The 14,144-nt window shown below is 72.4% G+C and carries 13 protein-coding genes; 10 read left to right on the forward strand and 3 right to left on the reverse strand.

Annotated features, from left to right (window positions below; all coding sequences use genetic code 11):
* Positions 1–35 precede the first annotated feature (35 nt).
* The 8 genes from AC5DRG_RS42390 to AC5DRG_RS42425 all read left to right on the forward strand — a co-directional run bounded on the left by AC5DRG_RS42390 (position 36) and on the right by AC5DRG_RS42425 (position 8,484).
* Positions 36–1,139, forward strand: coding sequence for a sensor histidine kinase (locus AC5DRG_RS42390; protein WP_491805181.1), 1,104 nt, complete (start codon positions 36–38; stop codon positions 1,137–1,139).
* The gene (locus AC5DRG_RS42395; RefSeq protein WP_491805182.1) at positions 1,136–1,798 is read left to right on the forward strand and encodes a response regulator; all 663 of its coding nucleotides are present in this window, start codon (positions 1,136–1,138) and stop codon (positions 1,796–1,798) included. Before AC5DRG_RS42390 ends, AC5DRG_RS42395 begins: the two co-directional genes overlap by 4 nt.
* Positions 1,799–1,845: 47 nt before the next feature.
* Positions 1,846–2,664 (forward strand): class I SAM-dependent methyltransferase, encoded by an 819-nt coding sequence (locus tag AC5DRG_RS42400; RefSeq protein ID WP_491805183.1) that lies wholly within the window; start codon positions 1,846–1,848, stop codon positions 2,662–2,664.
* Between the two features lie 74 nt (positions 2,665–2,738).
* Positions 2,739–4,523, forward strand: coding sequence for a gamma-glutamyltransferase family protein (locus tag AC5DRG_RS42405; protein WP_491805184.1), 1,785 nt, complete (start codon positions 2,739–2,741; stop codon positions 4,521–4,523).
* A 102-nt stretch (positions 4,524–4,625) separates the two neighbouring features.
* Complete coding sequence (locus AC5DRG_RS42410; RefSeq protein ID WP_491805185.1) at positions 4,626–5,483, forward strand: inositol monophosphatase family protein; 858 nt, start codon at positions 4,626–4,628, stop codon at positions 5,481–5,483.
* Between the two features lie 86 nt (positions 5,484–5,569).
* Positions 5,570–6,979, forward strand: coding sequence for a phytoene desaturase family protein (locus AC5DRG_RS42415; protein ID WP_491813302.1), 1,410 nt, complete (start codon positions 5,570–5,572; stop codon positions 6,977–6,979).
* Positions 6,976–7,485: an O-acetyl-ADP-ribose deacetylase gene (locus AC5DRG_RS42420; RefSeq protein WP_491805186.1), complete on the forward strand. Its 510-nt coding sequence runs from the start codon at positions 6,976–6,978 to the stop codon at positions 7,483–7,485. The genes AC5DRG_RS42415 and AC5DRG_RS42420 overlap by 4 nt, the downstream gene beginning before the upstream one ends.
* Positions 7,486–7,593: 108 nt before the next feature.
* Positions 7,594–8,484 (forward strand): NAD(P)-dependent oxidoreductase, encoded by an 891-nt coding sequence (locus tag AC5DRG_RS42425; protein WP_491805187.1) that lies wholly within the window; start codon positions 7,594–7,596, stop codon positions 8,482–8,484.
* A gap of 50 nt (positions 8,485–8,534) precedes the next feature.
* On the opposite strand, the gene AC5DRG_RS42430 is transcribed toward AC5DRG_RS42425, so the two are convergent.
* Genes AC5DRG_RS42430 through AC5DRG_RS42440 form a run of 3 tightly spaced genes read right to left on the reverse strand, consistent with a single transcriptional unit; the run spans position 8,535 to position 11,749 of the window.
* On the reverse strand, positions 8,535–9,200 hold the full coding sequence (locus AC5DRG_RS42430; protein ID WP_491805188.1) for a Rossmann-fold NAD(P)-binding domain-containing protein: 666 nt from the start codon (positions 9,198–9,200) through the stop codon (positions 8,535–8,537).
* A 40-nt stretch (positions 9,201–9,240) separates the two neighbouring features.
* On the reverse strand, positions 9,241–10,536 hold the full coding sequence (locus tag AC5DRG_RS42435; RefSeq protein WP_491805189.1) for a HupE/UreJ family protein: 1,296 nt from the start codon (positions 10,534–10,536) through the stop codon (positions 9,241–9,243).
* Between the two features lie 16 nt (positions 10,537–10,552).
* The gene (locus AC5DRG_RS42440; protein ID WP_491805190.1) at positions 10,553–11,749 is read right to left on the reverse strand and encodes a DUF3500 domain-containing protein; all 1,197 of its coding nucleotides are present in this window, start codon (positions 11,747–11,749) and stop codon (positions 10,553–10,555) included.
* A gap of 178 nt (positions 11,750–11,927) precedes the next feature.
* Between AC5DRG_RS42440 and AC5DRG_RS42445 the strand changes: the two genes are divergently transcribed.
* Positions 11,928–12,638, forward strand: a complete 711-nt coding sequence (locus tag AC5DRG_RS42445; RefSeq protein WP_491805191.1) for a response regulator transcription factor — start codon at positions 11,928–11,930, stop codon at positions 12,636–12,638.
* Complete coding sequence (locus AC5DRG_RS42450) at positions 12,635–14,110, forward strand: sensor histidine kinase (RefSeq protein WP_491805192.1); 1,476 nt, start codon at positions 12,635–12,637, stop codon at positions 14,108–14,110. Before AC5DRG_RS42445 ends, AC5DRG_RS42450 begins: the two co-directional genes overlap by 4 nt.
* Positions 14,111–14,144: the final 34 nt, after the last annotated feature.

A 14,144-nucleotide genomic window follows, 5' to 3' on the forward strand; every position in this document is an offset into this window, starting at 1 on the left:
ACGCCGTTGTCGGTGCGGCGGTCTAGTGTGCGGGCATGAACGGGGAATCGGTGACACGCAGGCGCTTGGCCGACGCGGGCCTCGCGGTCGTGGTCGGCGCCCTCGTCGCGGTCGTGGCGGCCTTCGACGCGGACACGACGGGCGTCGACTACGCGCTCATCGTCCTTGGTTCCGCGGCCCTGGCCTTCTACCAGACGGCTCCGAGAGCGGTCCTCGCCGTGGCCACGGCGAGCGGCGCGGCCTACGTCCTGCACGCCCATCCGGGGCCGATCGCGGGCCTGCCCGTCCTGGCCGCCATGCATACGGCGGCCCGCGCGCGACACCGCGGTTGGGCGGCCGGGGCGGGCGGGGTGTTCCTGGCGGCGTACCTCGCGACGGGGCCGACGACCCAGCAGGTGGTCGAGAGGACCGCACTGCTCGCGGGCTGGTTCCTGTGCGCGGTCGTGACCGGCCTCGCCGACAGCAACTGGCAGGCGTATCTGCGCCAGACCGAACAGCGCGCCCTGGAGGCGGAGCGCACCCGCGAGGAGGCCGCACTGCGCCGGGCGGGCGAGGAACGCCTGCGCATCGCGAGGGAGTTGCACGACTCCCTCACCCACAGCATCTCGATCGTCAAACTCCAGGCGGGCGTCGCCGTCCACCTCGCCCGCAAGCGCGGCGAGGAGGTGCCGCCCGCCCTGCTCGCCATCCAGGAGGCGGGCGGCGAGGCCATGCGCGAGCTGCGGGCCACACTGGAGATCCTGCGCACCGACGAGACGACCGGCACACCCGCGCTGCTCGTGGAGCGCGCCCGCGCGGCCGGCCTGGCGGCCGACCTGACCGTGAGCGGTGCGGAACGCCCCCTGACGGCGACCGTCGACCGGGCCGTCTACCGCATAGTCCAGGAGTCCCTGACCAACGCCGCCCGGCACGCGGGAGCCGCGAAGATATCGGTCCGACTCGACTACGGGGACGACGAGTTGACGATCCACGTCGACGACGACGGCGTCGCCGACCAGTCCAACCCGCCCACACCCGGCATCGGCCTCACCGGCATGCGCGAACGCGTCGCTGCCCTCGGCGGCACCCTGCACGCCGCCCCACGCGCGGAGGGCGGCTTCTCGGTGCGGGCGTCCCTGCCCCTGGGGGAGCCGGGATGATCCGGGTGGCTCTCGTCGACGACCAGGCCCTGATGCGCGCCGGTTTCCGTGCACTGCTCGACGCCGAGGACGGCATCGAGGTGGTCGGCGAGGCGGCGGACGGGGAGCGGGGCGTGGAGCTGGTGCGGGCCGAACTCCCCGACGTCGCGCTGATCGACGTACAGATGCCGGTGATGACGGGCATCGAGGCCACCCGCCGCATCGCCGCCGACCCGGCCCTCTCCGCAGTCCGCGTGGTGATGCTCACCAACTACGGCCTCGACGAGTACGTCTTCGAGGCGCTGCGCGCGGGCGCGAGCGGTTTCCTGCTGAAGGACACCGAACCGGCCGACCTGCTCCAGGCCATCGAGGTCGTCGCCCGCGGCGAAGCCCTCCTGTCCCCGTCCGTCACCCGCACCCTGATCGGCGAGTTCGTCTCCCGTCCCCCGGACCGCACCACGGCCCCCGGCCTGGAGTGCCTCACCCGCCGCGAACGCGAGGTCACGGCCCTGGCCGCCCGCGGCCTGACCAACGAGGAGATCGCCGCCCACATGGTCATCAGCCCCCTGACGGCGAAGACCCACATCAGCCGCGCGATGACGAAGCTGGGCGCCCGCGACCGGGCCCAACTGGTCGTGTTCGCCTACGAGTCGGGGCTGGTGGCGGCACGCGAGAGATGACCGAAATCCCGTTGTGTACAGTGCGCACCCGCATCCAGCCTGGGGCGATGACCGAGACGACGCGTGAGCAGACCCCGGCCGTGCGCGAGGAGATCCTCGCCTACTACACACAGGGCAAGGAGGACGCCCGGCTCCGACAGGGCTCCGGACGGCTGGAGTTCTGGCGGACCCAGGAAGTGCTCCGGCGGCGGCTGCCCCCGGCCCCCGCGCGCGTCCTCGACGTCGGCGGCGGCAGCGGGATCCACGCGGAGTGGCTCGCCCGGGACGGGTACGAGGTCGAACTGGTCGATCCCGTACCGCTGCACCTGGAACAGGCGGCCAAGCTGCCGGGTGTCGCCGTCCGCCCGGGAGACGCCCGCGCCCTGCCCGCCGAGGACGCCGCGTACGACGTGGTGCTGCTGCTCGGGCCGCTCTACCACCTGCCTGAACGGGCCGACCGGGTACAGGCGTTGGCCGAGGCCCGGCGGGCGGTGCGGCCAGGAGGGCTCGTGGTCGCCGCCACCATCAACCGGTACGCCGGACTGCACGACATGTTGAAGCAGGAGCGCTACTTCGACCCCGTCCAACGGGCCCACACCGACGCCGTGTCCGCGGATGGTCGGCACGACAGGGGAGCCGGGCAGTTCACGGTCGCCTACTTCGCCCAACCGACCGAAGTCCCCGGCGAGTTCACCGAGTCCGGGCTCTCTGTCGAGGGCCAGTACGGCGTCGAGGGTCTCGCCTGGCTGATGGGCGGCATCGAGGACTGGCTGGACGACCCGGACCGCCGCGAGGCCGTCCTGGCGGCGACCCGGCGCATCGAGTCCGAGCCGATGTTGCTGGGCGCCAGCGGGCATGTGCTCACGGCGGGCAGACGGCGACCGTAGAGCCGTAGGACGACCGTGGGGCCGTAGATCCGTACGATCATCAGGCCGCCCGCCCCGCAGTGAGGAGACCGCCCGTGTTCACCACCCGCCCCACACTCCAGGGCACCTTCGGCATGGTGTCCTCCACCCACTGGCTGGCCTCGCAGTCGGCGATGGCGGTCCTGGAGGACGGTGGCAACGCGTACGACGCCGCCGTCGCGGGCGCGTTCGTCCTGCACGTCGTCGAGCCGCATCTCAACGGGCCCGCCGGAGAGGTTCCGATCCTGCTCGCCCCGGCGGGCGGCGAGGTGCGGGTGCTGTGCGGACAGGGCGTCGCGCCGGCCGGGGCGAGCGTCGCGCACTACCGGGGGCTCGGGCTGGACCTAGTACCCGGCACGGGCCCCCTCGCCGCAGCCGTCCCCGGCGCGTTCGACGCCTGGATGCTCCTGCTCCGCGACCACGGCACCAAGCCCCTCGCGGACGTCCTGAAGTACGCCATCGGGTACGCCGAGGACGGGCACGCGCCCGTGGAGAACGTCGGCGCGACCGTCGAGTCGGTACGGGAACTCTTCGAGACGGAGTGGACCTCCTCGGCGGACGTGTACCTGCCGGGCGGCAAGGCGCCCCGCCCCGGCGAGCTGCTCCGCAACCCCGCGCTGGCCGCCACCTGGAAGCGGCTGCTCGCCGAGACCGGCGGGGCGGGGGACCGGGTCGCGCAGATCGAGGCGGCCCGTGAGGTGTGGCGCTCCGGCTTCATCGCCGAGGCCCTGGTACGACAGTCCGAGCGCCCCACCCTGGACACCAGCGGCGCCCGCCACACCGGCACGCTGACGGCCGCCGACCTCGCCGATTGGTCCGCGACCTACGAGGCGCCGACGACGTACGACTGGAACGGCTGGACCCTGTGCAAGGCCGGCCCCTGGAGCCAGGGCCCCGCCTTCCTCCAGCAGCTCGCCCTGCTCCCGCCCGAGCTGCCGCGATACGGCTCCGCGGACTACGTCCACCTGCTGATCGAGGGCTGCAAGCTCGCCATGGCCGACCGGGAGGCCTGGTACGGGGACGCGGCCGAGGTGCCGCTCGGCGAGCTGCTGTCGGACGGGTACAACGCGGGGCGGCGTGCACTCGTCGGCGAGAAGGCCTCGTACGAGCTGCGGCCCGGCAGTCCGGCAGGGCGTACGCCGCGGCTGTGCGCGCACGCGCGCGTGATCGCCGACGACGATCCCGGTTTCAGCCCGATGGGGGCGGGCGAGCCGACCGTCGGCGCCGACGGTGGGACCCGGGGCGACACCTGCCACCTGGACGTCGTCGACCGCTGGGGGAACATGGTCGCGGCCACGCCCAGCGGGGGCTGGCTCCAGTCCAACCCGGTCGTGCCCGAGCTGGGCTTCCCGCTCGGCACCCGGCTCCAGATGACCTGGCTGGAGGAGGGCCTGCCGAACTCCCTCACCCCGGGCCGCCGCCCCCGCACCACCCTCACCCCCTCGATCGCCCTGCGCGACGGGGTGCCGGTCATGGCCTTCGGCACGCCCGGCGGGGACCAGCAGGACCAGTGGCAGGTGCATTTCTTCCTGGCCGTCGCCCTGCGCGGCCGTGTGCGCGGCGGTCTCGACCTTCAGGGCGCGATCGACGCCCCGAACTGGCACAACGACGGCTTTCCCAGTTCTTTCTATCCGCGCGGCATGCGGCCCGGAAGCGTGACGGTGGAGTCCCGTATGGACGCGGGTGTCGTCGAGGAGCTGCGGCGGCGCGGGCATGACGTGACCGTCGGCGACCCCTGGTCCGAGGGGCGGCTGTGCGCGGTCGCGCGGGACCCGGAGACGGGGATCCTGTCGGCGGCGGCGAACCCGCGGGGCATGCAGGGGTACGCGGTCGGACGCTGAGGCTCCACGACGGTTGGCGCCGAAGGTGGGTGTTCATGCCGATTCCACCCGGTGTACAGGGGGCGGGAGTGGATTGTCAGTGGCGCGTGCTCTCATGGAGGCATGATCGAAGCAAACGAAACCATCGACGAGTTTCTCGCCCGGCACGCCTCCGACGTGCAAGAAGAGATCCGCAAGGCCGCCGCGGCAGAGATCATGCCGCGCTTCCGCCAGCTGGCCGCGCACGAGGTCGACCAGAAGAGCGGCCCGCACGACCTGGTGACGGACGCCGACCGCAACGCCGAGCTGTATCTCACCGAGGTGCTCGGCAAGCTGCTGCCCGGCTCGGTCGTGGTCGGCGAGGAAGCGGTGCACGCCAACCCGGCCACCTATGAGGCGATACAGGGCGACGCCCCGGTCTGGATCGTCGACCCCGTGGACGGGACACGGCAGTTCGTGCACGGCGACCCCGGCTTCTGCACGCTGGTCGCGCTCGCGCTGGGCGGAGTCGTGCACGCCTCGTGGACGTTCGCGCCCGCACGTGACCAACTGGCCACCGCGGTAAGGGGCGGCGGTGCCTTCCTCGACGGCGAGCGGCTGCACGCCGGTCCGCCGCCCGCCGACCGGGACCTGCGCATAGCCACCTCCCACCCGGACTACACGACCGACGCCCAGAAGCGCGCGCTCCTCAGCCTCTGGACGGACGGTGTCGCGCCCCGCGCCTGTGGTTCGGCAGGCCTGGAGTATCTCGCCGTCGCCCGGGGCGAGTTGGATGCCACGGCCTTCAGCTGGGAGGCTGCCTGGGATCACGCGGCGGGCCTGCTCCTCGTCGAGGAGGCCGGTGGCGCGCACCTGACGCTCACCGGCGAGCCTTTCCGGATCACGGGCGGCAACACCCTGCCGTTCACGGCGGCGCGGGACGCGGCCACGGCCCGTCGAGTGGTGGAGCTGCTGAGCGAGCCGTACCCGTGGAGCGCCTGACCAGACCGTGCCCTCCGGGCTCCGGACCCAGCCGTATCCTGATCTCAGTGGCCATCGGCTGACGAAGGAGTCCGAAGGTGCCGTCGATGCTCGATGTGGTCGTGGTGGGTGCGGGGCCGAACGGACTGACCGCTGCCGTGGAGCTCGCCCGGCGCGGCTTCTCGGTGGCCGTCTTCGAGGCCCGCGACACCGTGGGCGGGGGAGCGCGCACCGAGGAACTCACCCTGCCCGGCTTCCGCCACGACCCGTGCTCCGCCGCGCACCCGCTCGGCATCAACTCACCGGCGTTCAGGGCGCTGCCCCTGGAGCGCTACGGCCTGGAGTGGGTACACGCCGAGCTGCCCATGGCGCACCCGTTCCCCGACGGCACGGCCGCCGTGCTGTCCCGGTCCGTGGCGGAGACGGCCGCCTCCTTCGGGCCGCGTGACGCGGGCGCGTACCGCAGGCTGGTCGAGCCGTTCCTGCCCAAGTGGGACACCCTGGTCCGGGACTTCATGTCCCTGCCGCTCACCGCGCTGCCCCGCGACCCGGTCACCCTCGCCCGCTTCGGCCTCGTCGGCCTGCCCCCGTCGACCTGGCTGACCCGGCGCTTCCACGACGAGCGCGCCAAGGCCCTGTTCGCCGGCCTCGTGGCGCACGTCATCGCCCCGCTCGACGGCCTTGCCACCGGCGCCGTCGGCCTGGTCTTCGCCCTGGCCGCGCACGCCCGCGGCTGGCCGGTGGCGCGAGGCGGCTCCCAGTCGATCTCCGACGCGCTCACCGCGTATCTGAAGGACCTCGGCGGCACCGTCCACACCGACTACGAGGTCAAGCGCCTCGACGACCTGCCGCCCGCGCGCGCGTACGTCTTCGACACCTCGCCCACCGCGCTGGCCCGGATCGCGGGCTTCGGGCGGTACTACGAGCGGTACCGGTACGGCGCGAGCGTCTTCAAGATCGACTACGCGCTGGACGGCCCGGTGCCCTGGACCGCGAAGGAGGCGCGCGGCGCGGGCACCGTGCAGGTCGGCGCGAGCAGCGCGGAGATCGACACCGCTCTGCGCGCGGCGTCCAGGGAGGGCCGCGCACCCGACGCGCCCTTCCTCATCACGGTGCAGCCCAGCGTCGCCGACCCCACCCGGGCCCCGGCGGGCAAGCACGTCTTCTGGGCGTACGGCCATGTGCCGAACGGCTGGACCGGAGACCTCACCGACGCGATCGAGCGCCAACTGGAGCGTTTCGCCCCCGGCTTCCGCGACCGCGTCCTCGCCCGCGCGACCGCCGGCCCACCCGAACTCGCCGCCCGCAACGCCAACTACGTCGGCGGCGACATCGCCACGGGCGCCGCTTCGGGACTCCAGCTCCTGCTGCGCCCCAAACTCTCCCTGTTCCCCTACAGCACACCGCACCCTGCGGTGTTCATCTGCTCCTCGGCCACCCCGCCGGGACCCGGCGTGCACGGCATGTCGGGACACAACGCGGCGAAGGCGGTCTGGAGGAGGCTGAGGCAGACATGACCACCATCACCTTCGTCCAGGGCGACATCACCCGGCAGACCGCCGACGCGATCGTCAACGCGGCCAACTCCTCACTCCTCGGCGGCGGAGGCGTGGACGGCGCGATCCACCGCCGCGGCGGCCCCGCGATCCTGGAGGACTGCCGCGAACTCCGCGCCGCCCACCTCGGCAAAGGCCTCCCGACGGGCAAGGCGGTCGCGACGACCGCGGGCAAACTGGACGCGCGCTGGGTGATCCACACGGTCGGCCCGGTGCACAGCCGCAGCGAGGACCGCTCGGAGCTACTGGCCTCCTGTTACCGCGAATCGCTGCGCGTGGCCGACGAGTTGGGCGCCCGAACCGTCGCGTTCCCGGCCATCTCCACCGGCGTCTACCACTGGCCGATGGAGGACGCGGCCCGGATCGCGGTGGAGACGGTACGGGGCGCGGAGACCTCGGTCGAGGAGGTCAGGTTCGTGCTCTTCGACGAGCGGGCGTACAAGGCGTTCGCCGGGCAGATCCGCTGACTTACGAGTGTGCTCAACGGCCATCAGGCGTGCCTCGACGGCCTCATCGGCGCGGCCTCCGGGAGACTGGCGCCTGACCATCCATCAGATCAGGAAGTTGATGACGTCATGACCGACAAGCTCACCGTGAGTGTCCTGGGCACCGGCATCATGGGCGCCGCGATGGCCCGTAACATCGCCCGCGCCGGACACACCGTCCAGGCCTGGAACCGCTCCCGCGCCAAGGCCGAGCCGCTGGCCACCGAGGGCGCGCACATCGCCGACACCCCCGCCGAGGCCGTACGGGGCGCCGACGTCGTCCTCACCATGCTCTACGACGGCCCCGCCGCCCTGGACGTGATGCGCGAGGCCGCTCCCGCCCTGCGCCCCGGCGCCGCCTGGGTCCAGTCGACCACCGTCGGCATCGAGGCCATCGGCGAGCTGGCCGACTTCGCCCGCGCTCACGACCTGGTCTTCTTCGACGCGCCCGTGCTCGGCACCCGCCAGCCCGCGGAAGCCGGTCATCTGACCGTGCTGGCCGCAGGGCCCACCGAGGGACGCGCCGCGGTGACCCCGGTACTCGATGCTGTCGGGGCCCGCACGGTGTGGACCGGCGAGGACGGCGCCGCGGGCACCGCCACCCGCCTCAAGCTGGTGGCCAACAGCTGGGTCCTCGCCGCGACCAACGCCGCCGGCGAGGTCCTGGCCCTGTCCCAGGCCCTCGACGTCGACCCGCAGAACTTCTTCGACCTGATCGCGGGCGGCCCGCTCGACATGGGCTACCTGCACGCCAAGGCCGGGCTGATCCTCAACGACCAGCTGTCCCCGGCCCAGTTCGCCGTGGGCACAGCCGCCAAGGACGCCCGGCTGATCGTCGAGGCCGGCAAGCGGCACGGCGTACGCCTGGACGTGGCCGAGGCGAGCGCCGAACGCTTCGCCCGCGCCGCCGCACAGGGCCACGCCGACGAGGACATGGCGGCCGCCTACTTCGCCAGTTTCGACAAGAAGCCGACCGCCTGACAGGCGAGAAGCCGTCTGCCCGCGAGACCTCGCCCGCCTGCCGTCCGCCCTCAGGCGCCCAGGCGGTTGATGTCCGGGCTGTACAGGATGCGCGGGGCCTCGGCGCCGGGCCGGGTGAGGGCGAGCATTGCCCGGCCGAGGTGCTCGGTCGTCGTGGTGTGACGGGGCAAGACGCGGTGCAGCACGGGATACAGCCAGCCCGTCAGCGCGTACGTCAGCCGGTACACCCGGGTCCTGGAGACCGCCCCGTGGCGGGGCTGGATGTAGGCGGGGCGGAAGAGGTAGGCATTGATCGGGAGGGCCAACAGGGCGTTCTCGGTACGGCCCTTGACGCGGGCCCACATCGTGCGGCCGGCCTCGCTGCTGTCGGTGCCCTCGCCCGAGACGTAGGTGAAGGTCAGCCCGGGACTGTCGGCGGCCACGGCTTCGGCCGCCGCGAGCGTGTAGTCGTACGTGATGCGCGTGTAGTCGGCCTCGCTGAGCCCGGCGGAGGAGACACCGAGGCAGAAGAAGCAGCCGTCCAGGCCGGTCAACTGCCCGGCGAGGGCGGAGAAGTCGGTGAAGTCTTCGTGCACGATCTCGCGCAGCTTGGGGTGGGAGACACCGAGCGGGCTCCGGCCGATCACCAGGACACCGGTGACCGTGTCGTCCAGGAGACAGGCGCGCAGGACTCCCTGGCCGACCATGCCGGACGCTCCGAAGACGACGACGTTCACGGGGGCTCCAGGGGAGGGGAAGGGGACGGCGAGGCTCGAGTCACGGTAGCGGCTCAAGGTCGCCGAAGGCCTTTCCGGGGCGTCTCGCCGAAGCCTTCGCTCGATGGGCGACGGCGGCGAGGGCCGCGACCGTCGCCGCGACGAGCAGCGGATGCCCCACCAGCCAGGTCTGAACGCCCTCGAACGGGTCGGCGGACGTCAGCGTCGCGCGTTCCAGCATCCAGGACACCGAGAAGAGCACACCGACGAGCGCGACCCCGACACGGAACGCGGGGTATACGGCCGTACGGGCCAGGACGAGCAGCGACGGCATCAGGAGTGCCACGACGAGCAGTTGTGTCAGTTCGATGCCCAGGTTGAAGCCGAGCAGGGTCGTCACGAGCGAGCCGCGGTCGAGCCCGAGGTCGCCGATGAGCGAGGCGAACGCCAGCCCGTGGACCAGCCCGAACCCGCTCGCGATGAGCACCTCGCCGCCGGCCACCAACGGCCGGATCGCATGGACCGCCGACACCCCGATAGAGAACGCGATCAGCGTCTCGACCGGCCGGCTCGGCACATCGACCACTCCCGCCGCCGCCAACGCCAGCGTGAGCGAATGACCCACGGCGAACGCGGACACCACGTGCACGACACGGACGGCGCTGCGGCGCGCCGACGTACCGGCGCGCCACCGGCCCCCGACGGCCACCAGCGGGGCCGGAATGAGCAGCATCAGAAGAAACAGCAGATGGTCGGCGCCCTCACCGACATGCTCGATGCCGAGGCCGGCGGTGGTCGCGAAACCCCGCACCCACGATCCCTCGCCCGCGGGCACCTTCAGGCTCTTGGTCGTGAAGTCGAACACCCCGAGGGTCTCTGCGTCGTCGGTCTTCAGGATGCCGCGGTCGAAGTCGTACCGGACGGTCGCGATCACCTTGTGGGTGAGGAGCTCCTCGACGATGACGTCGTAGCGCAGGTCGAAGTCGGTGACCCGCCCGTCGGGCGGACGGATCTCCAGCGGATAGACGAGGTGCGCCGATCCGTCGATCGTCCGGACCGATCCGGTGCCGAGTACGACCGCCCACGCCTCGCCGTCATCTCCTACGGCGGTGATGTGCGCGCCGGTGTAGCGCCTGAGGAACTCCCGGTCGGCGCCTAGGACGCCGTCGGTGGTGAGGTCGCGGTGCACGGCGACGGCGAGGCGGTCGACGGGCAGTTGCACCTCGCCCTCGACGCGGTCGTCGCGGATGTCGAGGAGGACGGCCGAGGTGCTCATCGGATGGGCGCCGGCCGGCGACGCGAGGCCACCGACCAGCGTCAACGCCGAGAGCAGGAGAGCAAGCAGCAGACGGCGCATGGTTTATGACGCTCCGTCATTCCCAGCCGTAGTCGGCTGTCTCGTCCCGGAAGATCGTGTGCTGGTGGATGCCGTCGGTCGAGGCGCCGGGCTGGTTGGAGAACTCGATCCAGGCGGACGGGCCGTCGAGACGGACGTACGTCTGGCTGTTGTCGAGGGTCGTGCCGCCGCTCCAGCCGATGTACGTCTCGTCGTACTCGGAGACGTACTTGGCGAGCAGCCGCGCGGCCGCCCGCTCGTCCAGGTCGTCGACCCACGCCTTCAGCATCGCGGTGACCTTCGCCTGCTGCTTCTTGGTCAGACTGCTCACCAGGACGCCCTCGGGCGCGGTGGGGAAGGGGCCGTCGTGGCCGGGGCCCAGGTACAGGTCGTCGAAGCTGCCGTCGATCTCGGCCGCGGCCAACTCGTCGGCGGTGAGCGACTGGACGGCCCCGACGGTCGCGGTCCGTTTGTCCTCCAGCGGGGCGTAGTAGAGGTCCTCCCAGTTGAACTCCATCGGCTCGACAGCCGTCAGGGTGGGGGAGATGGAGACGCTCTTTCCGGCGTAGGTGAGGTTGTACGCCGCATGGTGGCCGCCGTACTGGAGCGTGAACTCCCCGGTCCTGCTGGGCAGTCCGAAGAAGGAGATGTAGTACCACTCCGAGCCGAAGTTGGCGCCTCCGCCACCGCCCGGGGGCCGGCCGCCGCCTCCGGTCGGCGAGGCGGTGGGAGAGGCCGTCGCGGAGGCGGTCGGGGTGCCGCCGCCGGAACCCCCGTCGTCCGGCAGCGCGGCGAGGTAGTCGTCGGCCTTGCGGATCTCCACGAGTTCCTCGTAGCCCTTCTTGCTGAGTGCGGCCTCCATGACCTTGAGGGCCGCCGCCTCCTGGTCGTCGGTGAGATCGCCCAGCTTGAGGCCGTTGCGTTCGACGACGGGCGTCGGGAAGTTCGACCAGCCGGTCTTCTTGGCGGCGTCGTCGAAGTCGTAGAGGACGGTGTCCTTCTGCTCGTCGGAGAGTGTCGCGAGGAAGGCGTCGGCGGCGGCCACGACCTGGGCGGTGTTCGCCCCGCCCGCGCCGGCACGGGTCGCGGAGGCCGGGATCGGCGCCTTGGCGGTCAACTCCGAGGTGGAGGACGCGGATCCGAGGGTGGAGCAGCCGGTGACGGCGAGGGTGACGCACGCGGCGACGGCCAGGGCGCGGCGCACTGGTCCGATGGGTGACATGGCGCTTGACATGGGGGACTCCGTGGGGGGGGTGATCGGTCTGCGGAACCCATGCTGGGTGAGGGATCTCAGAGTTCGGGGGGAGGGAGTCCGGAGCAAGGTAAGAGTCGGGGCGTGAGTGCGGCCGAGATACGACGGTTGCGCGTGAGGCTTTCCGAGGTCTTCCGAGGCGGTGGGCCATCATGGGGACGTGCCCAATTGTGTCCTCATCGCCGACGACGACCGCGCGGTCCGTGAATCCCTCGCGCGCGCACTGGAGTTGGAGGGGTACGGCGTCGTCACCGCCGCCGACGGAGTGGAGGCCCTGACCCGCGTCCGCCAGGGCTCCTTCAGCGCGCTGGTGGTCGACGTGATGATGCCCCACGTCGAGGGCGTGGCCGTGTGCCGGGTGCTGCGCGCCGACGGCGACCGCACACCGGTACTGATGCTCACCGCGCGAGCCGAAACCCCGGACCGGATCGCCGGCCTGGACGCGGGAGCGGACGACTATCTGCCCAAGCCCTTCGAGGTACCCGAACTGCTGGCTCGGCTACGGGCGTTGCTGCGCCGCGTCGCGTCGGAACCGGGGGCCGGGGAATCGCACGGGGTGGTCGGTGCCGGTACCGCCCTGCGCATCGCGGCCCTGCGGGTCCTCCCGGCCGCCCGGCGCGCATGGTGGGGCGAGACGGAACTGCGCCTGACGAAGACCGAGTTCGACCTGCTGGAGCTGCTGGTGCGCAACGAAGGGCTCGTGCTGGACCATGAGGCCCTGTACCGGCGGGTCTGGGGTCAGGACGTCGGCGTGGACGTCAAGAACCTGGCGGGGTACGTCGGTTATCTGCGGCGCAAGCTCGCCGACGCCGGCGCGCCCGAAGTGATCCACACGATCCGCGGCGTGGGCTACGCGGCACGGCGGCCATGAGCCTGCGCTCACGCTTCGCGCTCTCCTTCGCCGCCGTCGGCGCCCTGGTGGCGACCCTGGTCGGGATGCTGAGCTACCGTGCCGCCTCCGACCGGGTCCTCGCGGAGATCGACCGGACGCTGCGCACCGTCACGGTGGCCGTGGCCGGGGCCGCCGACGACGACCGCGCACCGGACCTCCCAGCCGCGCTGGCCGGGGGACCGGACCTCTTTCCCCGGCCGGACCTGCCGGGCCCGGGGGACGAGGAGGAGCGGCGGGTGATCGTGCAGGCCGTGGCCCGCGACGGCACACCTTCCGGCCTCGGCGGCCCGCCCGTGGCCCTACCGGTATCCGCCACCGCTCTCTCGCTGGCCGCCTCCGGTACGGCCGGTCAGTCCGAGACCACCGAGGTCGTCGTGGGCGCCCACACCTACCGGCGGCTGACCACCGCGCTCGGCGGAGACCGGGGGGCCCTCCAGGTGGCCGTGGAGATCGACCAGACGCACTTCATGCTGGGCGGCATGGCCAGGGAGATCGCGGGGGCCAGCTTCTTGGTCATGGTGGGCGCGGCGGGGGCGGGGTGGCTGCTCGCCCGGCGCATCACCCGGCGCCTTGAACGGCTGGCCGGGGTCGCCGAGGACGTCAGCGCCGGGGGATGGACGACCGGTGTTCCGGGCCTCGTCGGCGGGCGGGACGAAGTCGGGCGGCTGTCCGCGTCGTTCGGCAGGATGCTCGCCCGGCTTGCCGCCGCCCGCGAGGCTCAGGAGAGGCTGGTGCAGGATGCCGCCCACGAGTTGCGGACCCCGCTGACCAGCCTGCGCACCAATGCCACCGTCCTGCGCCGCGTCGACGAGCTGTCCCCGGATGCCCGCGAGCGGCTCGTCGAAGACGTCGAAGGGGAGACCCGCGAACTGGGTCACCTGGTCGACGAGCTCGTGGAACTGGCCCTCGCCCGCAACCGTGAGGAGGCCGAAGAGCCCGTGGAACTAACCGAGTTGACCCGCCGAGCCGCCCGACGCGTGTACCGGCGTACCGGCCGCCTGGTCCACATCGACGCCGATGAGTCAGCAGTCCGGGGTCGCCCCCACGGGCTGGAACGCGCGGTGGGCAACCTGCTGGAGAACGCCGCCAAGTTCGACCCCGACGGCCGCGAACCCATCGAGGTGCGCATCCGCCGCGGCAGGGTCACCGTCTCCGACCGCGGCCCGGGCATCGACCCCGACGACACGATCCGCGTCTTCGACCGCTTCCACCGCACCGACACCGCCCGCGCCCTGCCCGGTTCCGGCCTCGGTCTCGCCATCGTCCGCGATGTCGCCGAGACGCACGGCGGCACCGTGTTCGCGGGTACACGCCCCGGCGGCGGGGCGGCGGTCGGGTTCACCGTGGACGACGCCCGCCTCCTGCCGGGAAACGGGCGGCGGCGAGGCACACCCGTGGGCGACGCGAACGGGGCAGCAGCCGAGCCGGACCCGCTGTCCCCCCGTTCCTGACAGCGGGCGCGGAACGCAATCGCGCGCGGCGACC

The organism is Streptomyces sp. JLBG701 (assembly GCF_058544905.1).